Raw genomic sequence first — 21,566 nt, 5'->3', positions numbered from 1 at the left:
GGTTAATATACAACCATTCCATCGCTATTGCCGTTTTGTTTATCCGTTGATGTGTAACGTGTTATGAACAATCAGCGTGAAACGGGGGCGCTATGGAATGGTTGGTTAAGAAATCGCATTATGTCAAAAAGAGGGCGTGCCATGTTCTGGTGCTGTGCGATAGCGGCGGTTCGCTAAAAATGATCGCCGAGGCGAATTCCATGATATTACTGAGTCCCGGCGATATCCTGTCGCCTTTACAGGATGCGCAGTATTGTATTAATCGGGAAAAACACCAGACCTTAAAAATCGTTGATGCACGCTGTTATTCCTGCGACGAATGGCAGCGGTTGACGCGCAAGCCATCATGATCTGGCGGGCAGAAAAATCAGCATTACCCCCGCCATAATACACAATACGCCGAGCATCGCTTTTAGGCTGAAAGCGCCTTGCAAACCGGGTAACAGCATTGAGGCTACCCAGACAAGCACATAGCTGAGACTCAGTAGCGCATAGGCTTTGCTGAGCGCGAGCGTGTGTAATGTTTTCTGCCAGCAGAAGACGGAAACCAGATACCCCGCCAAACCGGCGAATAGCGCCAGGGTCGCGGCATTAAATGCGCCCAGTCCGGAAATAAACGCCAGTGGATGCGCTATCGATGGCAGCCGCATCATGGCGAATCCTAAACTCAACTGGGCGAGGGAGGCAATCGCAACGCTTATCAGTCCCCACATTACGCCCATTATGCCGCACTCCCCAGAATGATAATGCCGCTGATAATTAATGCGACGCCCAACCAGTGGCGGGGCGGAACCTGTTCATGCCAGATTTTCCAGGCCGCCAGCGTGACCCAGACAAAATTCAGACTCAACATCGGGTAAGCAATTCCCACCGGCAGGGTTTGTAGCACCAGCAGCCACAGCACCATCGCTGCACCCATGCATATCAGCGCCAGGCCCAGCCACAGCATCAGGTGACGGCGGCGTCCGCCCGTCGTCAATGGCCGTGTCGCTTGCTTCTGGCAGAGCTGACCGCCAACGCTGAGCAGACTGGCAAGCACCAGAACGATGCCGATCATTTAGGCCGATACTGAATTAACACCAGACGCCCCTGATAATCAACATTGTCCGCAGGGGGAAGGGAAAGAGCGCTGATGTCTTCGTCTTTGGCTATTGAAAGTACTAGCGTAATAATGCCCTCCTGACGATGCTGGTTGAGCCAGGCGTTAAAATCGTCGGCTTTAACGAATTTATCCTGCACATCAGGATAGCTAAGACCATACCTGAGTTCGCCCGCGTGTCCGTAGAGCATAATATCGTCTCGTTTCAGACTCCAGGCCAGACCGGCGGCGACGCCGACGTTGTCGGCAAGAATATAGCGGCTTGATGCCAAAGGCGCCTGGGTCATTTCGACAAAAAACTGTGGCTGTTTGGATTCCATCACCCTGTCGGGGACGGAAAAGCCGAACAGCAGCGCCAGTCCCAGCGGACAAAACGCGGGTAATAGGTATTTTTGGCTATGACAGAGGCTATACCAGCCCACAAACGCCCAAACAGTAAAGACGCCCCAGACGCAAAACACTTTATAGGTTTCGATATGCGTCCACACCGGCGATTTCAGCGGGCCCCATGAGGAGACGACAAACGCCGCGACGATCCCGATTATCCCGAACACCAGGTTGATCCCGCCGTTGACACGTAGCGCGGCGACGCCTTCTTTTACGTTATGCAGGACGAAGCGCGCCATGAGTATCGCTATCGGTGCGAAACAGGAAAGAACATAGGTGGGCAGTTTCCCTTTCGCAATGCTGAAAAAGAGAAGCGGCATGATCGTCCATCCGAGCAAATAGAATGCGCCGTTTCGCTCGCGCCAGCCCAGTTTAAGCGCGCCAGGCAGTAACCCCAGCCACGGTAAACTTCCCGCGAGCAGTACCGGCAGATAGTACCAGAAAGGGGCTTTATGCTGGGCATCGCTCATGGCGAATCGCTGGATATGTTCCACCCAGAAAAAGTAATGCCAGAAATCGGCTTCGCGTCGCGCAATGGCGATCGCCCAGGGAAGGACAACCACAAAGCAGCTCAAGACCGCCAGCCAGCCGTAAAGCAAAAAGTTCTTCCAGCGTTTCTGAACAATGACCCACGGCAACACGCTCACCACCGGTACGGCCAGGGCGAGGAAGCCTTTAGTTAATACACCCAGACCGCAGGTTGCGCCCAGTAGCAAAAACATCCCAATCTTGCCCATTCGGGTCGTGGCCTGCATCCCCTGCCAGAAACAACACATCCCGGCCGTAAGCCAAAGCGCGATCATCGGGTCGAGTACCGCATACGTCCCGATACTGTAAACGGCAAAGAGGGAGAGAAAGATAACGGAGGCGAGCAACGCGGTACGTTTATCCCGCCATAAGCGGAACGTCAGCCACGCCACCAGCGCTGCGGCCAGTAATGTCGTCAAAATAGCGCCAGCCCGCACGCCAAAATTGGTAGCGCCAAAAAGCCACTGACCCAGACTGTTTATCCAGTAACCGGCTATCGGTTTTTCAAAATAACGTAATCCCAGAAAATGCGGCACGATCCAGTCGCCAGACGCCAGCATCTCCCGACTTATTTCGGCATAGCGCGTTTCATCCGGCTGCCAGAGCAGGCGGCTATTGACAGGAATAACATAGTAGAGCGCGATAAATGCGGCGAAAGCCAGATAATAGCGTATCGATTTCATCATGAGGCGCTCGCTGCCTGTTGGCACCCCAGCCAACCTTCACGGCCAGGGATGTGTCCACGTACAATTTGCCCCAACGGCAGAGACTCAGGCGATGTCGGCAGCAGTTCGCCCAGAGGACAAAAGGTGATCCCCGCGTCACGTGCACGAACGAGCAAATCTTCAAACAGCGGCTGATGGACAATACCTTCGACTTCCGCATGGATGGTATATACCGGCGTGCCTTTGTCCTGCAACATACGGGAGATAATCCAGGTATTGAACGACTGCGCCTGAACGGCGGGGCCGATAACCTCATCCCACGTGGGTAAGGTGACGGGGATTTGCGGCGTCCCGGTCTGGCCCGGCATCAGTAGCGGACGGAATAAGGTGGTTCCACGGCAATCGCTGTTATACCGCAGGTTGAACGGTTCTTTCGCACGAACAACGCGCCCATCCGCTCGCCAGCCGGCCGCGGCTGAGCAGGTGACGGGTTTTCCGATAATGGCCTCAAGCGCCGTTATGCCGCGCGCAATATCTTCTTCAAGCTGGCGGATACTCCAGTGGCCGCTGTGAGTCTGCCACGCATGGTGATCCCAGGCATGTAGTCCCGTCTCATGGTATGTTGCCGTTTCACGAATAATCCCGACATTGGCGTTGCCGATATTTTTTCCCGGCCAGGCGGTACCGGCCAGCAGAATATCCCACCCGTAGAGCGAAGCGGCGTTTGAACGTAGCATTTTCCATAAAAATCGCGGTTTTATCAGACGCCAAAGATGGCGTCCCATATTGTCCGGCCCGACGCTGAAGAAAAAGCTGGCCTGAACGCCGTGGCGATGCAATGTCGCCAGCAGCCGGGGAACACCTTCACGCGTTCCTCGCAAGGTATCAACATCAATGCGTAAACCGACTTTCGTCATGATGCGCGTTCCGCGACATCTACGCTGCGCAGGAAGAAGTCCAGCGTTTCTTCAACCGTATCACGCATCGCAATCGACGGTTCCCAGCCCAGACAGCGCCTGGCATTGTCGATACTGGGTTTCCGGTGTGCGACATCCTGATAACCCTTGCCGTAATAACTACGGCTTTCGACGACCTGGAAACCGGCAAACGGTGGGAAATGGCAGCGCAGCGGATGCTTATCAAAACTGTCGAGCAACAGCGTCGCCAGTTCCTGAATACTGGCTTCGTTGTCAGGATTGCCGATATTAATGATTTTGCCATCGCACCGATCGCCATCATTCACAATAATGCGGAATAATGCTTCGATACCATCGCGAATATCGGTGAAACAGCGCTTCTGCTGACCACCGTCGATAAGCTTGATCGGCGTCCCTTCTACCAGGTTCAGAATCAACTGCGTTATCGCGCGTGAACTGCCGATACGCGCCGCGTTCAGGCTATCCAGCCGCGGCCCCATCCAGTTAAAGGGACGGAAAAGCGTGAAGCGCAATCCCTCTTTTTCGCCATAAGCCCAAATCACCCGGTCGAGAAGCTGTTTGGAAACGGAGTAAATCCAGCGCGGCTTATTCACCGGCCCGACGATCAGATTCGATTTGTCTTCGTCAAAAGAGGCGTCCGTACACATGCCGTACACTTCAGAGGTAGACGGGAAAACCACGCGTTTACGGTATTTCACGCAATAACGGATAATCCGCAGGTTTTCTTCAAAATCAAGTTCAAAGACGCGCAGCGGGTTGCGGGTGTATTCAATCGGGGTTGCAATTGCTACCAGCGGCAGTACGACATCGCATTTTTTGACATGATATTCGATCCATTCTGAGTGGATGCTGATATCTCCCTCCACGAAATGAAAGCGTGGGTGGAGCAGGAATCGGCTAATGGCGTTGCTGCCGATATCCATACCGTAGACCTCGTAATTCTCTTCATTCAGTAACCGTTCGGTCAAATGATTGCCGATAAAACCGTTGACGCCGAGGATGAGAACGCGAATGCGACGTTTACCGCTGGTCGCTGGTGGACGGTTCAAACGCGCGCCCGCCACCAGACCAAGCGTCTGTGCAAGCTGCGAGCCCTGTACAGTAATACCGTCTCCGGCCTGGCCGGTAATAATCTCCAGCGCGCCATCGGCGCAGGCGACCCGCAGCGGAGAGACCGAAATTACCGAGCCGGGAAGCGCGCCCTGCGCATCCGGACAAATTCGGGAAGACCAGATAGTGAATTTTTGCGAGCCGTTATAGCTGAACGCGCCGGGCCAGGGGGCGGCTACCGCCCGCACCAGGTTATGCACCGTGGAAACCGGTTTGTGCCAGTCGATAAGGCCATCTTCCGGCCTGCGGCGACCATAATACGTAGCGTCAGACTCACGCTGGGGAACAGAAGGTATATCGCCGCATTTCATGGTGGGCAGGATGCTATTAAGCAACTGGCGCGCGGCCTGGCATAGCTTATGATGCAGGGTAAGCGCAACATCGTCCTGCGCAATAGCAACGCGTTGACTGGCGACAATCTCTCCGGCGTCGGCACGTTTGACCATACGATGCAGCGTTACGCCCGTTTCGCTTTCGCCGTTAACCAGAACCCAGTTTAGCGGCGCACGGCCACGATAGGCAGGCAATAGAGAACCGTGCAGATTGAACGCGCCAGCCGGGGCGAGGTGCAGAATTTCTTCGCTTAACAGGTTACGGTAATAGAACGAAAAAATAATATCCGGCGCAAGTTCAGCGATGCGGTCGACCCAGATAGGATGGTTTACGTTATCCGGTGCATAAACCGGAATCCCTAATTCTGCCGCCAGCCGGGAGACGGAGCCAAAAAAGGTGTTTTCCGCAGGATTGTCGGCATGAGTAAAAATCGCGGCAATCTCATACCCGGCATCCAGTACGGCCTGCACGCCCTGACATCCCATATCGTGATAGGCAAAAATAACGGCTTTCATTGGTGACTTTCCTCAGTAAACGACGTGCTTTCCGGGTAGATAACTTGTTGAACAAAATAGCGGGGGCGGGCGCGGACATCGTTATAAATGCGACCGATGTATTCGCCCAGCAGTCCCATACCGATGAATTGCGCGCCGATGAAGGTAAACAGGACGGCAAAGAGCATAAATACGCCTTCCGCCGCCCACTGCGGCCCCAGCGCCATGCGAAGTACAATAAGCAATACCGACAGGCTAAACCCGCCGATGGCGATAACGCTGCCCAGCAGACTCAACAGGCGCAGCGGCGTCGTCGTCAGGCAGGTCACCAGGTCATACATCAGGTTAATGAGACGCATAAAACTGTATTTAGAGTCGCCAAATTCACGTTCAGCGTGATGCACCGGGATCTCGGTAGCCCGACGAGCGAAAATGTTGGCCAGAATAGGGATAAAGGTGCTGCGTTCATGGCAGCGCAACATAGTATCGATAATAGGGCGGCGATAGGCACGTAACATGCAGCCGTAATCGCCCATCGCTTTGCCCGTTGTGCGCTGGATCAGTAGATTAATGATTTTTGACGCCGATTTGCGAAACAGGCTGTCCTGTCGGTTCTGGCGCACGGTGCCTACCACATCGAACCCTTCATCGGCTTTCGCCACCAGACGTGGGATCTCTTCCGGCGGGTTTTGCAGATCGGCATCCAGCGTAATGATAAGATCGCCGCTTACATGGCTAAACCCCGCCATAATTGCTGCATGTTGACCGTAGTTACGGTTGAGTAAAATAGAGATGATATGGCTATCGGCCTCCTGGGACGCCTTAACCATCAGCTCCGCCGAGCTATCGCTGCTACCATCATCTATCAATAAAATCTCCCACGCTTTGCCCAGGCTCTCGCAGGCGGTGGTGGTGCGTCTTATCAATTCCGGCAGGCTTTCCTGTTCGTTATAGACAGGAATAACCACCGAGACTTTTTTTATGGGGGCGGCGTCAAACATGCTTATTGTCCTGCTATCTGATGAAGGGCGGTAATGACCCGATCAAAGTCACTCTCGGTCATGTCCGGGAAGAGCGGCAGTGAGCAGATCCGCTCGCTGTTCCACTCGGTGTCAGGCAGCGTGAGCGTTGGGAAACGTTCGCGATAATATTTTTGCGTATGCGCGGCGCGGAAATGCAGCCCTGTGCCGATGCCTTTCGTTTTCAGCGATGCCATCAGAGCATCCCGGGTAATACCGCAGCGGGCTTCATCGACCCGGATAATGAATAAATGCCAGGCGTGAATATGCTCCCACGACGGAAGGCTCAGAGGCTGAAAAGGCAGGTCTGCCATTGCCTGGTGGTACTGCGCTGCGATGGCGGCGCGGCGAGCGTTAAGCGCATCCAGTTTCTGTAACTGAGCAAGCGCGATAGCGGCGTTGAGGTCGGGCAAATTATATTTGTAGCCCGGCGCCAGGACTTCCGCTTGTGGCGCGCGTCCTCCGCTCTGTCGATCCCAGGCATCAACGCCAAGCCCGTGAAACTTGAGACTGCGCAGTTTATCGGCGAATTGCGGGTTATCCGTGACGACGATACCGCCTTCAGCGCAGGTAATGTTCTTAATGGCGTGGAAGGAGAAAATCGCGGTGCCCCGGGCGCCAATGTGGCGACCTTTGTAGCTGGTTCCTGTCGCGTGCGCCGCGTCTTCAATCACCGGGATGCCATAACGCTCGCCAAGAGCGTAAATAGCGTCCAGATCGGCGGGCGCGCCAGCGTAGTGGACGGGGATAATTGCTTTGGTTTGTGGCGTAATCGCGGCTTCGATATGTTCAGGCGTGACCATCAGCGTATCGCGATCGACATCGACCATGACGGGGTTCGCGCCGAGTAAAACGATCATATTTAGCGTAGAAACCCACGTCATTGACGGTGTAATGACCTCGTCGCCTTCACCAATGCCCAGCGCCATCAACGCGATGTGCATACCGGCAGTGGCTGAACTGACGGCAACGGCATATTGATTGCCTGTTAGCCGACAAAACGCCGCTTCCAGTTCCTGATTTTTCGGGCCGGTTGTTATCCAACCTGAGTCCAGTACGGTCTTAACGGCAGCAAGCTCTTCCGCGCCCATCGCCGGACGGGAGAAAGGCAAAAAGTCCGACATCATTTTTCCTTCAGCCATTGAAAGCCGCTTTTCAAATATTTCGGCAATAGAAAAGGGCTTATTTTTTAACGCATTTAGCTGAACCCTACTGGATGAATATTAAATTAACATTAAGAAATTAAGGTGAAGTAAAAAGATAATTTTTAACGGAATTATGCTTTGCTTTCGCCGAAAGTTTAAGGCATTTTATGCATGCCCAAAAGCTGTTTTTATGTTTCTGGCCTGGTCTTCCGTTGCGGAATTTCATTTTAATCGTATTGCTATTAAGTTAGCTGCACTGTCTGCCTGAGAGGTTAATGTGCTGGCATTTACCCTACGCTTTATTAAAAACAAACGCTATCTCGCGACTCTGGCGGGGGCGTTGGTTATTATCGCCGGGTTGACCTCACAACATGCCTGGAGTGGTAACGGTCTACCGCAGATTAACGGTAAAGCGCTGGCGGCGCTGGCGAAGCAGCATCCGGTAGTCGTGTTATTCCGCCATGCCGAGCGGTGCGATCGTTCCGATAATACCTGCCTGTCAGACAGCACGGGGATTACGGTCAACGGTGCGCAAGATGCCAGAGCGCTGGGTAAAGCCTTCAGTGCCGATATACAAAATTACAATCTCTATTCCAGTAATACGGTGCGCACCATCCAGTCGGCAACCTGGTTTTCTGCGGGCAGGTCGCTTACGGTGGATAAAAAAATGATGGATTGCGGCAGCGGTATTTATGCTTCAATCAATACGTTACTGAAAAAGTCGCAGAATAAAAATATAGTCATTTTTACCCATAATCATTGTTTGACGTATATTGCAAAAAATAAGCGCGGCGTAAAGTTTGATCCGGACTATCTTAATGCGCTCGTTATGCATGCGGAAAACGGAAAACTCTTTTTAGATGGTGAATTTGTTCCCGGCTAGCCGCATGTTAAAAGCGTAAAGACAGCCTGAAGCGGCTGTCGTCATTATAATAACCCTTTCAATGCTAATGTGTGGCGTGTCGCTACATTCAAATCATACAGCGCCAGTTCTTCTGGCTTGACCCAGGCGTAGTCCTGAAATTCGTCGTTAATACATATATCGCGATTAGCGGAAACACAGTCGAAGATGAGATAAATCATATAAATCTCTTCTTGTCTGCCATCAGCGTAGGTTTTAACGCGGATATCGTCGCGGAAGGTCCACGGCGTAATATCGCTCAGAATTAGTTGTTCGCCGAGTTCCTCCCGAATCTCCCGACGCAGCGCCTCTTCAATGCGTTCGCCCGGCTCGACCCCGCCGCCCGACAGCGCCCACTGACCGGGAAAGACGCCGCGGTTGTCGGCCATTTTGCACAGCAGATAACAGCCATCATTTTGAATTAATGGGCAAACTATAGTTCGTTGACGCATAAGTCGCTTCCTTAAACCACCAGGTCATCAGCTTAACAAATCATTCTGCGAAATTCTTTGTGAAAAATGGAAGCGATAACGCAGACTGCGTTTTTTGTTAATCCTGTTGATGCAGGCGTCGCCATGTGATGGCGCAATGATGCGGCATGGCGAAAGTAGTATTTCGTTACAATATGTTTTTGGAATGGTTTTTTAGTGCATTGATTCCTCAGCGTCTGGCAGTACAATTCTGCCGTTTTGGGGAGTTTTTCTTTATGTGCTTGCTGGAAAGGGTAAAAATGAAAAAAAGCATATTATTAGGTTTTGCCGGAATGCTGTTCGTTTCTGCATCGGCGCAGGCCATCAGTATTAGCGGCCAGGCGGGCGAAGATTACACCAACATTGGCGTGGGTTTTGGTACGGAATCGACGGGACTGGCGCTAAGCGGCAACTGGATGCACAACGATGATGATGGCGATGCTGCGGGCGTGGGTCTGGGGCTGAACATTCCGGTGGGACCGCTGCTGGCGACGGTCGGCGGTAAAGGTATTTATACCAATCCGAAAGACAGCGATGAAGGCTATGCGGCGGCTGTCGGCGGTGGGCTACAATGGAAAATCGGCAACAGCTTCCGTCTGTTCGGCGAGTATTATTATTCACCAGATTCGCTGTCCAGCGGTATCGACAGTTATGAAGAAGCGAATGCAGGCGCGCGTTTCACCATTATGCGCCCGCTGAGCATTGAAGCCGGTTATCGTTACCTGAACCTGGCGGGTAAAGACGGCAACCGCGATAATGCGATTGCTGACGGCCCTTATGTTGGCGTAAACGCCAGCTTTTGATGCTAACGGCGCGGCAATCGTCGCGCCATATTCCTCCTTTTCCCGTCATTCTTCTTTCCACGTCCTATTCCTCTTTGCGTTATAGTGTTTTCATCATAAGAGCAGGAGAACACAATGCTAAATGTGGAAATGCTATCCACCGGGGATGAGGTGTTGCACGGACAAATCGTTGACACCAATGCCGCCTGGCTGGCTGATTTTTTCTTTCATCAGGGCGTTCCGTTATCACGGCGAAATACGGTAGGCGATAATCTGGACAGTCTGGTCGCTATCTTGCGTGAACGCAGTCAACATGCTGATGTTTTGATTGTTAATGGCGGGTTAGGGCCGACCAGCGATGATTTAAGCGCGCTCGCCGCGGCAACGGCAAAAGGCGAAGGATTAGTACTGCACCAGGCGTGGCTGACCGAAATGGAACGTTACTTTCAGCAGCGCGGTCGCGTGATGGCGCCGAGCAACCGTAAACAGGCGGAACTGCCTGCCAGCGCGGAGTTTATTAATAATCCGGTCGGCACTGCCTGTGGATTTGCGCTACAGCTCAACCGCTGCCTGATGTTTTTCACCCCCGGCGTACCGTCGGAATTTAAGGTTATGGTGGAGAAGGAAATCTTACCGCGGTTACGCGCGCGTTTTTCACTGCCGGAGCCGCCGCTTTGCCTGCGGTTAACGACTTTTGGACGTTCAGAAAGTGACCTCGCGCAGCGTCTCGATTCACTGCCGTTGCCGCCCGGCGTGACGATGGGGTATCGCTCATCAATGCCGATCATTGAACTGAAGTTGACCGGCCCGGCGACGCAACGGGAGGCGATGCTGGCGTTATGGCCAGAGGTCAAACTGGTTGCCGGGCAGAGTCTGATTTTCGAAGGTACGGAGAATCTGCCGGCGCAAATAGCCCGCCGCCTGCAGGAAAGGCAGTTGAGTCTGACGTTGAGCGAGCAATACACCAGCGGTTTACTGGCGCTACAGCTTTCCCGCGCCGGGGCGCCTGTTCTTGCCAGCGAAGTCGTTCCTTCTCAGGAAGAGACGCTGGCGCAAACGGCGCACTGGACGACAGAACGGCGCAGCAATCATTATGCCGGTCTGGCGCTGGCCGTGTCGGGGCTGGAAAACGAACATCTTAATTTCGCGCTGGCGACGCCGGATGGCACGTATGCCTTACGCGTGCGTTTTAGCGCCAATCGGTATAGCCTGGCAATACGTCAGGAGGTCTGCGCGATGATGGCGCTAAATATGCTGCGCCGTTGGCTTAATGGCGAGGACATTACCAGCGAGCATGGCTGGATAGACGTGGTTGAATCATTGACATCATAATCCCTTTCTCTTATCTGCGATGGGAACGACATCGTGAGCCGGATAAGGCCGCTATGCCATTATCCGGCAATATTATCTGCTTTTTTGTCCAGCCAATTGTACTGAATACAAAGTAATACGTGCGTTAATTCACATTTATATGGTTAACCCTTCCACTCCGTTGGAAGGCGGATAAGCTTTGACGCGCTTCACAATTTTTTCCCTGCTGACCTTTCACACTGATTCCAGTGTCTCAGACTGGAGTCCAATATGTTGGAATCAAGTAAAGTCCCGGCTCTTACTCGCGCAATCGACATCCTCAATTTGATCGCGCGTATTGGCCCATGCAGCGCGGCAATCATTATTGAAACGTTGCGTATTCCAAAAAGCACCGCGTACCTGCTGTTGAATGAATTAAAACGTCAGCGATTTATTAGCCTCGATCATCAGGATAACTACTGCCTGTGGACTAAGCTCGTTGAATTGTCGGGTCATGCGCTCAGCAAGATGGATCTGAGGGAGCTGGCGCGTCCTCGTCTAACACAACTGATGGATGAAACCGGGCTGCTGTGTCACTTGGGGATCATCGACCACGAAAATGCGTATTACATACTGAAAGTGGAATCCTCATCCACTATCAGCGTGCGCTCGCATGAGGGGAAAAGCCTATCTCTTTATCGTTCCGGCATCGGCAAATGCCTGCTGGCATGGCAGCCGGCCGCCGTACGCAAAGCCATTATTGAAAAAATGGTATGGGAGCGAGCCACGCTGACCACCATCACCGAGCCGCAACAATTGAATGATGAGCTGGAACGCATTCGCCAGCGTGGATGGAGCTTTGATAACGGGGAGGATTATCCGGATGTCCGCTGCGTTGCCGCACCGGTATTTAATGCCAGAAACGAACTGACCGCGGCAATTTCAGTGGTCGGCACGCGCCTGCAAATCAACGAAGAGAATCTTGATTATTTGGCCGGTAAAGCTATTGCCTGTGCCAAAGATATTTCACGCCTGTTGGGATGGAAAAGTCCCTTCGACTCACTCGCATCTTAAAATGGAGAATATTATGACTCTTCCTAAAATTAAACACGTTCGAGCCTGGTTTATTGGGGGCGCTACCGCAGAGAAAGGGGCTGGCGGCGGGGATTATCACGACCAGGGAGGAAATCACTGGATTGATGACCATATCGCCACTCCCATGAGCAAATATCGCGACTATGAGCAGTCTCGTCAGTCTTTTGGGATCAACGTGTTAGGGACGCTGATTGTCGAAGTAGAGGCGGAAAATGGACAGACGGGGTTCGCCGTTTCGACAGCAGGGGAGATGGGCTGTTTTATCGTAGAAAAACATCTTAACCGGTTTATTGAAGGCAAATGCGTAAGCGATATCAAACTTATTCACGATCAGATGCTCGGCGCGACCATGTACTACTCCGGTTCCGGCGGTCTGGTGATGAACACGATTTCCTGTGTGGATCTGGCGCTGTGGGATCTGTTTGGCAAGGTGGTTGGGCTGCCGGTTTATAAATTGCTGGGCGGAGCGGTGCGCGATGAAATTCAGTTTTACGCCACCGGCGCACGCCCGGATCTGGCTAAAGAAATGGGCTTTATCGGCGGTAAAATGCCGACTCACTGGGGACCGCACGATGGTGATGCGGGGATCCGTAAAGATGCCGCGATGGTGGCGGATATGCGTGAAAAGTGCGGGCCGGATTTCTGGCTGATGCTCGACTGCTGGATGAGTCAGGATGTGAACTACGCGACTAAACTGGCTCACGCCTGTGCGCCATTTAATCTCAAATGGATTGAAGAGTGTCTGCCGCCGCAGCAGTATGAAGGCTATCGCGAATTAAAACGCAACGCGCCTGCAGGGATGATGGTTACCAGCGGCGAACACCATGGTACGCTGCAATCCTTCCGCACTCTGGCAGAAACCGGCATTGATATTATGCAGCCGGATGTTGGCTGGTGCGGCGGATTAACCACGCTGGTTGAGATCGCCGCGCTTGCCAAATCGCGCGGGCAACTGGTGGTGCCGCACGGTTCGTCTGTCTATTCGCACCATGCAGTTATTACTTTCACTAATACCCCTTTCAGCGAGTTCCTGATGACCAGCCCGGACTGCTCCACCCTGCGTCCGCAATTTGACCCGATTCTCCTGGATGAGCCGGTACCGGTGAATGGACGCATCCATAAATCAGTGCTGGATAAGCCGGGCTTCGGCGTCGAGCTTAACCGTGACTGTCACTTGAAACGCCCTTATAGCCACTAATAACTCGTGCGTTGCCTTTGTACGGCAACGCCCTCATCCTGTTGAGGATATTGCTATGAGCATCACTTTACTTGACGGCGTAGTGAAGAAAAACCGCGCACGTTTAATTCCTTTTATGTTGGCACTGTATGTACTGGCGTTTCTGGATCGTTCAAATATTGGTTTTGCCAAAGAGACCTATCAGATAGATACCGGGCTAAGTAATGAAGCCTACGCGCTAGGGGCCGGTATTTTCTTTGTGGTTTACGCTTTCCTTGGCGTACCGGCTAACCTGCTGATGCGCAAATTTGGCGCAAGAACCTGGATCGGCACGACTACCCTGCTGTGGGGCTTTCTCTCTGCTGCGATGGCCTGGGCGGATAGTGAAGCAAAATTTCTGATAATCCGCACGCTATTGGGCGCGGCGGAGGCTGGATTTTTCCCCGGCATGATCTATCTAACTTCACAATGGTTCCCGCAGCGTAACCGTGCCAGCATTATGGGGCTATTTTATATGGGCGCGCCGCTGGCGTTAACGTTGGGTTCGCCGCTCTCCGGCGCTCTGCTGGAGATGCATGGTTTTATGGGGCACCCGGGATGGTTCTGGATGTTCGTTATCGAAGGCCTACTGGCGATTGGCGCAGGGATATTCACCTTTTTCTGGCTTGATGACACTCCGCAGCAGGCGCGTTTTCTTAGCCTGGAAGAAAAGAACGCGCTTATCAGGCTACTGGCGAGCGAAGAAGAGAAAAAGGTCACGTCAAGGCTTGCGGATGCGCTGCGTAATGGACGCGTCTGGCAACTGGCTATTATTTATCTGACGATTCAGGTGGCGGTATACGGACTCATCTTTTTCCTGCCGACCCAGGTTGCCGCGCTATTGGGCACTAAAGTGGGCTTTACCGCTTCGGTGGTAACAGCGGTTCCCTGGGTGGCGGCTTTGCTTGGCACATGGCTTATTCCTCGCTACTCCGACCGTACCGGCGATCGCCGTAACGTTGCGGCAGTGACGCTACTGGCTGCGGGCATTGGCATTGGCCTGTCAGGTCTGGTTTCTCCGGTGCTCGCTATTCTGGCGCTCTGTGTTGCAGCAGTAGGATTTATTGCCGTTCAGCCCGTATTCTGGACTATGCCGACGCAGCTACTTTCCGGTACGGCTCTGGCGGCAGGAATTGGTTTCGTTAATCTGTTTGGCGCTGTGGGCGGTTTTATTGCCCCAATTCTGCGCGTAAAAGCGGAAACGTTGTTTGCCAGCGATGCGGCGGGCCTGCTGACGCTGGCCGGAGTCGCCATCATTGGCTCATTAATTATCTTCACGCTGAGCGTTAATCGTCCGGTGGCGCAATCCGGCGCTGCGCATCATTAATCTTATCTACGTTGTAAGGATCGCTATGAACGCATTGTTATCAAATCCTTTTAAAGAAGGATTACGTAAAGGGGATACGCAAATTGGTTTGTGGCTCAGTTCAACCACCTCTTATATGGCGGAGATTGCGGCGACGTCGGGTTATGACTGGTTGTTAATAGATGGCGAGCACGCGCCTAATACGGTGCAGGACTTGTATCATCAGTTACAGGCCATCGCCCCATACGCCAGCCAGCCGGTGATTCGCCCGATCGAGGGAAGTAAAGCGCTCATTAAACAGGTACTGGACATCGGGGCGCAAACGCTACTGATCCCGATGGTTGACACCGCAGAACAGGCGCGCCAGGTCGTTTCCGCTACCCGATACCCGCCGTTGGGGCAACGAGGCGTTGGCGCGAGCGTGGCGCGTGCGGCGCGCTGGGGGAGAATCGACAACTATATGGCACAGGCCAATGAGTCGCTCTGCCTGTTGGTGCAGGTTGAAAGCAAAGTGGCGCTGGAAAACCTTGACGCGATTCTGGAGGTTGAAGGCATTGATGGCGTCTTTATCGGTCCGGCAGATCTCTCTGCTTCATTGGGTTACCCCGATAATGCCGGACACCCGGAAGTGCAGCGGATCATTGAAGCGTGTATTTATCGTATTCGCGCCGCCGGAAAAGCGGCGGGTTTTTTGGCGGTCGATCCGGCAATGGCGCAGAAATGTCTGGCGTGGGGCGCGAATTTTGTCGCGGTCGGGGTAGATACGATGCTCTACACCGAGGCGCTGGACAGCAGGTTGGCGATGTTTAAATCTGTTCAGTCAGTAAGCACGGCAAAACGTAGTTATTGAGAAAAATGCCGGATGGCACGTATGCCTTACGCGTGCGTTTTAGCGCCAATCGGTATAGTCTGGCAATACGTCAGGAGGTCTGCGCGATGATGGCGCTAAATATGCTGCGCCGCTGGCTTAATGGCGAGGACATTACCAGCGAGCATGGCTGGATAGACGTGGTTGAATCATTGACGGCATAGAACTTTTAGTGGGAAGGCCTGGCCTTCCCACCCTTATATACTTATAAATTCTTCGCAGGGCATCATTTCAGGATAAGAGCCTATCCCACCAGGCGTAATTGTTGAAGCCAGTTTGGGGCCGGCCAGCGCGCAGAAACCGGAGCGTACACGTAGTACGTGAGGATTTTGAGCACTGCCCGGTCCCAAAATGGCGAATAAAATAGCCTAATGGGATAGGCTCTAAGTACTCACCATTACTGGAGACTGTATTCATATATTTGTCGCCGGGTTTGGGTGTTAAATAGTGTTTGTTCCTCTACTGGAAGCGTTAAGAAATTTTCCGCAAATTCTCGTAGTGTGGTAACAGGATCGTTTTGTCCGGCATTCGATAAGAGTTGAATTGCACGGTAACAAAATAGACCACAGCCGTTGGGTACATCATTTTGTAAATTCATTTCAATAAAATCAACATCTTCGTTTTCTGATATACCTGCAATTTTTGCTGCTTCTATAATCTCTTGCTTAGTATTTTCATTTAAATCATGATAACTGTTAAATATAAGGCATTTTATTTTTTCTGCAAGTTTATAAAATAAACAGAGAAGCCAGTGATCTCCTGTATTTATCAGAAAGATTTCATTTTCACATAATCCTGATTGAGCAATCTTTTCAAGTAGCTGAGTGCTTAATATATTTTCTTTGGTGGTAGGATGAATAAGCCCAATGGGATAGTTTACCGAGAGAAGAGGTGATTCTTGAACCAGACCTAGCGTTGCGGTTGCCAGCTCATCTGACGACAACATTCGCGCACTACACCAAAGATTTTCAACTCCTACCTGTTCTTGATCTGTCTGAGCGAACTGGTCGCCCATAATTTTATGTGCTATTCCTATTTTTTTAGAAAGGTCGGTTGTCGCGGAGCCGGCCATATAAAGTAATCTGGAAGGGGCATGTAGCTTTTTCCACTCAGTATTATCTTTTGTTATATCGTTATTGGCGATTTGATGTAATACAAGGCAAGCCTGATTGATTTTTTTGTCTATGTCTGGTGATCCCGATCTTTTTCCGCTAAAGAGATCAAAAAGAAATTTCTCAACTCTATGTCCCAGGTTATCATTGCGTAACGCAAGATTGCATAACAGATCAATACAATTCTGATCACCGTTCTCTACTGCGCTAAACAACAACGCAAGCGTCTCATCGCTCACCTCTTCTGCATATAAGCTGTAAAATTGCGGTATGCTCAATCGGTAAAGTGAATTTACACATATATTCATTTTGCTCTGTTTCCTGGTAGGTGAAAGTAGCGAATATGATGTAATGTATAATTATTTGTAAAAATATTATTATTAGTGGAGGATATATTAAATCAGGCATAGACCTGATTTTCTTATTATTCACATAACTCTCAATTATTATTGGGGATATTCAGTTATCCCCCTCTTTAAAGGGGGCTGGTAACGCGTCGATACAAGAGATATTGCTCTATAAACAGTAACGTCGTTATCTGTCATGACCCCGTGGGTTAGCGGTCATGGTTGACCAAATAGGGCAGGTTATTGCAAAGAGACATCCGCGTTTATACCCAAAATAATCCGTAGCCAACACATAAGCAACTTGAAGTATGAAGGGTATATGTCTGATGGAAAATCGGCCCTGGTGAGTAGGGTAATGGCGCCGGAGGGGCTCCGGCGCTTTTTACTTAGCCGAGCGCTTGGGCGAGTAGCGTAATGGGGTGTTCGCAGCGTTTGCTTGTAGACATCTCAATTTGCCACTTACAGGTTTCACAATCGGTGACGACAATGTCGGCGCCGCTCTCTTCAATCTGGCGGAACAGCGGCGCGCCGATGGACTGTGATGTCGGATAGTTTTCCTTTTTAAATCCATACGTACCGGCAATGCCGCAGCACTGTGAATCAAGTACCGTCAATTCAAGCCCCGGAATTTGCCGCAACAGTTCAAGCGTGTAAAGCGTCCAGCCCATTTTTTCCATATGACACGGCGTATGGTAGACCACTTTCAGCGGCAAAGGATTAAGCGGCAGCGTTTTCCCGGTATCCAGTTTGCGCCATAGCCAGCGGGTGGCCAGCTCGATATGTTCGCGCAGCCCGGCGTTGTCCACGTCCAGCACTTCAGGATATTCATCGCGCAACGCAAACGTACAGGTGGATGACGTGGCGATGACCGGAATACCTTTGACGGCAATCGCCTCGCGTAGCGACTCCACATTGCTGATAGCCTGTTTGCGAGCTTTATCCGTAAAACCGTTAGCGATCAGCGGTACGCCGCAACACTTCTCTTTACTCAGTAACTGTACGCCAGTACCCATTGCGTTCAGCACCTTAATCAGATCTTTTCCGAGCTGCGGATGGTTGTAATTCACAAAACAGCCATGGAAAAAGGCGACCTGATCTTTGTATTTAGCCTGCTGCGCCGCCACGCTACGATACCAGCGGCGGAAGGTGCCGAAAGAGTATTTTGGTAAGGTGCGGCGATGATCGATTTTGAGCGCATAATCAAGCAACTGGCGCACTGGCTTTAATGCGGTGGCGGTATTGACCACCGGCGCGAACGGCGTTGAAACGCTGCCCATCAGATCGGTATGGCTAAGAATAAAATTACGCAATGACGGGCGCGTCGTATCGTATTTCGCGCGGGCGCGCTGGATGATATCGCCAATCTTCACGTCCGACGGACAGGCGACCTCACACCGTTTGCAGTTAATGCAATATTTCAGCGCCTCATCATACAGCGCGCCGTCTTTCAGACGCAGGCGTTCGCCATCCGGTCCGGCCTGTTTAGGGCCAGGGTAGCCTGGATTAACGCGGCTGACCGGGCACGCGGTGGTGCACACCGTACATTTAATACAACTTTCAAAACGTGTGTCGCTCATTGCTGTTCTCCTGCACGCTCAGCGATATGGTGCGCGGCCTGGAGGGCGCTGACTGCGCAGACGCCGCCGCCGCATCCCTCAGCTATAGGATCGAATCCCGCCAGCACAGAACCTATTGCATACAGATTTTCTACCGTGTTGCCCGCAAGAGAGGGGCGGAAGGCGTCATCCGTCACGACGCCAAACTGCTGCCAGGGCTGTGGGTCGAAGAAATGTTGTTGATACCATTCGGCGCGGGTGGCCGTTTGCTGTACGTCGAGCCCTAAAATAGGTTCGCGGATCCCTTCGCGCTCGGCAACCAGACCGCTACTAAAGAAGCTACCGCTGGCAAGTACGGCAAAACGCGGGCGCAGTGGGATATCGGCATGGTTGCGGGTCCATATTTCGCTCACGGTACCGCGACGGCAGGTGACTTTCTTCACTTCATCGCCCGGCATCCAGATGCCGCCCTGACGGACAAACTGGCGCTGGAGCTGATTGTGCAGACGAATACCGAGCACCGATGGCGGCAGCGTCGGCAGCAGCGTAAGCGCGCAGGGCAGACGTTCGTTAAGCCAGCGCCACAGCGTATCGTTCGCCAGCCCGAAACAGGCGGGCATGATGATCATGTCGCAGTTTGTCGCTATTGGCGACAGCGCGTCGTACAGCAGTGGCCATTTTTCTTCGTTATCAAGTAGACGCGCAATATTGACCGCGCGAAATTCCGTCGGGTTATCACGCAGTACGTCCAGTTCCGGAAGGTCGATTTCTGCGGTTTCCACGTTGAGGTCGCGTTGGCGCAGCGACGCTGCCGCAAGGTGCGCCTGGAAATCCAGTAATCCGCTAACGCCGACGACGCAAATTCGCTGTGCGGATAACGGCCAGACCGGTACTTCCGGCGAGCTAAGCCAGGTTGAACGCAATGTGCCAAGCGGCGTGACACGCTGGTGCGCCTGCTGTACGTCGCCGTATAACTGCGCGCCGCTGGCGTTAAGTAGCGTTTGCGCCTGTTGCGCCAGCGTGAGGACTTTTTGCGCGCCTAAACGCGAATAAGGATGTTCAGGCGCCTGGCGGCGCAGAGCATCAAGCCCGGCGGTAATGTCGGTCACCGGTTGGCCGTCGGGCAGGGCGCTGAGTAGATCCAGCGAGCCGGAGGAAAAATGCAGCGCGCTTTGTCCGCGGGTGACGATGGCGCAGCGTAATCCATGCTGCTGGAGTTGCAGTCCGCACAGCAAACCGGCGAGACCGCCGCCCATAATAACCGTATCAAATTTCATCCTGGTGCTCCTTCTCCAGACCGCATAATCCCTGATAAACCCAGCGCGTGAATTCGCTTTCGCGCAGCGCGTCTCCCCAGGCGACAGGTTGTACGCCTTTCCAGCGCTCATTCAGAAATTCAGAGAGTTGCGTAATAGATTGCGCCGCGGTCGTCACATTAAAACGCTGCAATAGCCCGGCTGCGCGGCAGGCGCATAGCTCGCCCTGGCAAGTGCCCATCCCTACGCGGGTGCGACGGCGCAGATCCAGCAGGCTATTCACGGTTAAGTTTTCGACGGCATACTGCACTTCCCCCGCCGTGACGGCCTCGCATTCACAGACCAGGCTACGGTGTTGGCGGCCTTCACTCAGCCACCCCGGCGTGCGATCGCCATGCCGATAAACCGCCGATCCGCGTAGCGGCGCGGGAAGCGAGATAATGCGTTTCAGCGTATGTTCTGTAGACTCTTTTGAGCCAGGCAACGGCGTATCCGCCGTGATGCAGGGGCGAGTATTGCCCAACTTGCGGCACACGGCATCGGTCGCCCATTCCGCCATCAGGCGGTAAGTCATTAGCTTCCCGCCGGTAATGGTAATGAAGCCTTCAAGCCCGTCGCGCTCGGCGTGGTCGAACAACACAATACCGCGGCTGACGTTACGACCGCTGGGATCGTCATCGCTGGCCACCAGCGGGCGGACGCCGGAATACGCGCGCAGAATACGCGTCTTCGCCATGACAGGGGCCAGTTTTTCCCCTTCACGCAGCAGGATATCGACTTCATCTGCGGTGACGCGGTTGCTGTCTATCTCATTGTAATCAATATGGGTAGAGGTGGTGCCGATCAGTGAAATCGTATCGCCAGGTACCAGAATGTCGGCATCCGATGGTTTCCGGCAGCGGTTAATGACATGCTGGTTGATCCGATGGTCCATGATCAACAGCGAGCCTTTCGCCGGGAACATGCGAATACTCAGGTCGGCGTATTCGGCGATCCGTTGTCCCCAGATACCTGCCGCATTGACCACCACCGGCGCGTGAAGCGTCTGGGTTTCGCCAGTGAGATGGTTGCGCACATGGACGCCGCAGACCGTTGCGCCTTCACGAATGAGCCCGGTCACTTCATGCGCGGTTAACACGATTGCGCCATGTTCTCTGGCATCCAGCATATTGGCGGCGGTAAGGCGGAAAGGGTCCACGGTGCCATCCGGCACTTTTACCGCACCGATGAGCGCAGGGTTAACGGAAGGTTCGATGATGCGAGCCTGCTGCGGATCGATGGCTTCAGCGCGAATGCCTGCCGCTTCACAGGCGCGAATAAAGGTGGCCTGAAACGCAAGATCATCTTCCGGCAACGTAATAAACAGACCATCCGTCGGTTCGACGCAATGGCGGGCGATCCGTTTTAAAATCTGGTTTTCACTAATGCACTCGCGCGCGGATTCCGCGTCGGTAACCGCATAACGAGCGCCGCTGTGCAGCAGTCCGTGGTTACGCCCGGTCGCGCCGGTCGCTATATCATGCCGTTCCACCAGAATGACACGTAAACCGCGCAGCGCGCAGTCGCGGGCGATCCCTGCGCCTGTTGCTCCACCGCCAATGATAATCACGTCACTTGCTTGCGAGTCGCGAGTTTTCATTGTTTTTCCT

The 21,566-nt window shown here is 53.0% G+C and carries 21 protein-coding genes; 9 read left to right on the top strand and 12 right to left on the bottom strand.

What is annotated here, in order from left to right; all coding sequences use genetic code 11:
• Window positions 1–92 precede the first annotated feature (92 nt).
• Window positions 93–350, top strand: a complete 258-nt coding sequence (gene pmrD, locus ABVN44_RS18645; protein ID WP_000455132.1) for a signal transduction protein PmrD — start codon at window positions 93–95, stop codon at window positions 348–350.
• Here pmrD and arnF read toward each other — a convergent pair.
• Genes arnF through arnB form a run of 7 tightly spaced genes read right to left on the bottom strand, consistent with a single transcriptional unit; the run spans window position 345 to window position 7,697 of the window.
• Window positions 345–722, bottom strand: a complete 378-nt coding sequence (arnF, locus tag ABVN44_RS18640) for a 4-amino-4-deoxy-L-arabinose-phosphoundecaprenol flippase subunit ArnF (RefSeq protein ID WP_000538694.1) — start codon at window positions 720–722, stop codon at window positions 345–347. The two genes, pmrD and arnF, sit on opposite strands and share 6 nt — an antisense overlap.
• A complete protein-coding gene (gene arnE, locus ABVN44_RS18635) occupies window positions 722–1,057 on the bottom strand; it encodes a 4-amino-4-deoxy-L-arabinose-phosphoundecaprenol flippase subunit ArnE (protein WP_000579484.1) in 336 nt (111 codons plus the stop codon). Before arnE ends, arnF begins: the two co-directional genes overlap by 1 nt.
• On the bottom strand, window positions 1,054–2,700 hold the full coding sequence (gene arnT, locus ABVN44_RS18630) for a lipid IV(A) 4-amino-4-deoxy-L-arabinosyltransferase (protein WP_052908332.1): 1,647 nt from the start codon (window positions 2,698–2,700) through the stop codon (window positions 1,054–1,056). Before arnT ends, arnE begins: the two co-directional genes overlap by 4 nt.
• A complete protein-coding gene (arnD, locus tag ABVN44_RS18625) occupies window positions 2,697–3,596 on the bottom strand; it encodes a 4-deoxy-4-formamido-L-arabinose-phosphoundecaprenol deformylase (protein ID WP_023232118.1) in 900 nt (299 codons plus the stop codon). The genes arnT and arnD overlap by 4 nt, the downstream gene beginning before the upstream one ends.
• Window positions 3,593–5,575 (bottom strand): bifunctional UDP-4-amino-4-deoxy-L-arabinose formyltransferase/UDP-glucuronic acid oxidase ArnA, encoded by a 1,983-nt coding sequence (gene arnA, locus ABVN44_RS18620; protein ID WP_000648764.1) that lies wholly within the window; start codon window positions 5,573–5,575, stop codon window positions 3,593–3,595. The genes arnD and arnA overlap by 4 nt, the downstream gene beginning before the upstream one ends.
• Window positions 5,572–6,555 (bottom strand): undecaprenyl-phosphate 4-deoxy-4-formamido-L-arabinose transferase, encoded by a 984-nt coding sequence (arnC, locus tag ABVN44_RS18615; RefSeq protein ID WP_023232117.1) that lies wholly within the window; start codon window positions 6,553–6,555, stop codon window positions 5,572–5,574. The genes arnA and arnC overlap by 4 nt, the downstream gene beginning before the upstream one ends.
• Window positions 6,556–6,557: 2 nt before the next feature.
• Window positions 6,558–7,697, bottom strand: a complete 1,140-nt coding sequence (arnB, locus tag ABVN44_RS18610; protein WP_001279284.1) for a UDP-4-amino-4-deoxy-L-arabinose aminotransferase — start codon at window positions 7,695–7,697, stop codon at window positions 6,558–6,560.
• A 298-nt stretch (window positions 7,698–7,995) separates the two neighbouring features.
• Here arnB and pmrG point away from each other — a divergent pair, with 298 nt between their 5' ends.
• Window positions 7,996–8,601 (top strand): lipopolysaccharide core heptose(II)-phosphate phosphatase PmrG, encoded by a 606-nt coding sequence (pmrG, locus tag ABVN44_RS18605; protein ID WP_000879258.1) that lies wholly within the window; start codon window positions 7,996–7,998, stop codon window positions 8,599–8,601.
• Between the two features lie 44 nt (window positions 8,602–8,645).
• Here the strand turns inward: pmrG and nudI are convergent, their stop codons facing one another.
• Window positions 8,646–9,071 (bottom strand): nucleoside triphosphatase NudI, encoded by a 426-nt coding sequence (gene nudI / locus ABVN44_RS18600; RefSeq protein ID WP_001249902.1) that lies wholly within the window; start codon window positions 9,069–9,071, stop codon window positions 8,646–8,648.
• Window positions 9,072–9,349: 278 nt separating this feature from the next.
• Between nudI and ABVN44_RS18595 the strand changes: the two genes are divergently transcribed.
• From ABVN44_RS18595 to ABVN44_RS18565, 7 genes are all read left to right on the top strand, one after another.
• Window positions 9,350–9,892 carry a YfaZ family protein gene (locus tag ABVN44_RS18595; RefSeq protein ID WP_001670658.1) on the top strand — a complete coding sequence of 181 codons (543 nt, stop codon included), beginning with the start codon at window positions 9,350–9,352 and terminating at the stop codon, window positions 9,890–9,892.
• Between the two features lie 114 nt (window positions 9,893–10,006).
• Window positions 10,007–11,203 carry a nicotinamide mononucleotide deamidase-related protein YfaY gene (locus tag ABVN44_RS18590; protein WP_023232116.1) on the top strand — a complete coding sequence of 399 codons (1,197 nt, stop codon included), beginning with the start codon at window positions 10,007–10,009 and terminating at the stop codon, window positions 11,201–11,203.
• A 249-nt stretch (window positions 11,204–11,452) separates the two neighbouring features.
• Entirely contained in the window at window positions 11,453–12,235 is a 783-nt protein-coding gene (locus ABVN44_RS18585; protein ID WP_021000541.1) for an IclR family transcriptional regulator, read from the top strand.
• A gap of 13 nt (window positions 12,236–12,248) precedes the next feature.
• Window positions 12,249–13,454: an L-rhamnonate dehydratase gene (gene rhmD / locus ABVN44_RS18580; protein ID WP_001530644.1), complete on the top strand. Its 1,206-nt coding sequence runs from the start codon at window positions 12,249–12,251 to the stop codon at window positions 13,452–13,454.
• 55 nt (window positions 13,455–13,509) lie between these two features.
• Complete coding sequence (locus ABVN44_RS18575; protein ID WP_052908333.1) at window positions 13,510–14,799, top strand: MFS transporter; 1,290 nt, start codon at window positions 13,510–13,512, stop codon at window positions 14,797–14,799.
• 25 nt (window positions 14,800–14,824) lie between these two features.
• Window positions 14,825–15,628, top strand: a complete 804-nt coding sequence (yfaU, locus tag ABVN44_RS18570) for a 2-keto-3-deoxy-L-rhamnonate aldolase (protein ID WP_000992941.1) — start codon at window positions 14,825–14,827, stop codon at window positions 15,626–15,628.
• 5 nt (window positions 15,629–15,633) lie between these two features.
• Complete coding sequence (locus tag ABVN44_RS18565) at window positions 15,634–15,810, top strand: hypothetical protein (RefSeq protein ID WP_001112766.1); 177 nt, start codon at window positions 15,634–15,636, stop codon at window positions 15,808–15,810.
• 233 nt (window positions 15,811–16,043) lie between these two features.
• Here the strand turns inward: ABVN44_RS18565 and sseL are convergent, their stop codons facing one another.
• The 4 genes from sseL to glpA all read right to left on the bottom strand — a co-directional run bounded on the left by sseL (window position 16,044) and on the right by glpA (window position 21,556).
• Complete coding sequence (gene sseL, locus ABVN44_RS18560; RefSeq protein WP_023232115.1) at window positions 16,044–17,066, bottom strand: SPI-2 type III secretion system effector deubiquitinase SseL; 1,023 nt, start codon at window positions 17,064–17,066, stop codon at window positions 16,044–16,046.
• 425 nt (window positions 17,067–17,491) lie between these two features.
• The gene (gene glpC / locus ABVN44_RS18555; protein WP_048348907.1) at window positions 17,492–18,682 is read right to left on the bottom strand and encodes an anaerobic glycerol-3-phosphate dehydrogenase subunit GlpC; all 1,191 of its coding nucleotides are present in this window, start codon (window positions 18,680–18,682) and stop codon (window positions 17,492–17,494) included.
• A complete protein-coding gene (gene glpB / locus ABVN44_RS18550; protein WP_000667152.1) occupies window positions 18,679–19,938 on the bottom strand; it encodes a glycerol-3-phosphate dehydrogenase subunit GlpB in 1,260 nt (419 codons plus the stop codon). Before glpB ends, glpC begins: the two co-directional genes overlap by 4 nt.
• A complete protein-coding gene (gene glpA / locus ABVN44_RS18545; protein ID WP_000857207.1) occupies window positions 19,928–21,556 on the bottom strand; it encodes an anaerobic glycerol-3-phosphate dehydrogenase subunit A in 1,629 nt (542 codons plus the stop codon). The genes glpB and glpA overlap by 11 nt, the downstream gene beginning before the upstream one ends.
• Window positions 21,557–21,566: the final 10 nt, after the last annotated feature.

The organism is Salmonella sp. SJTUF15570 (assembly GCF_043357055.1).
Taxonomy (GTDB): Bacteria; Pseudomonadota; Gammaproteobacteria; order Enterobacterales; family Enterobacteriaceae; genus Salmonella; species Salmonella enterica.
The sequence above is the reverse complement of the archived record's forward strand: the minus strand, read 5'-3'. Positions and strand labels throughout refer to the sequence as shown.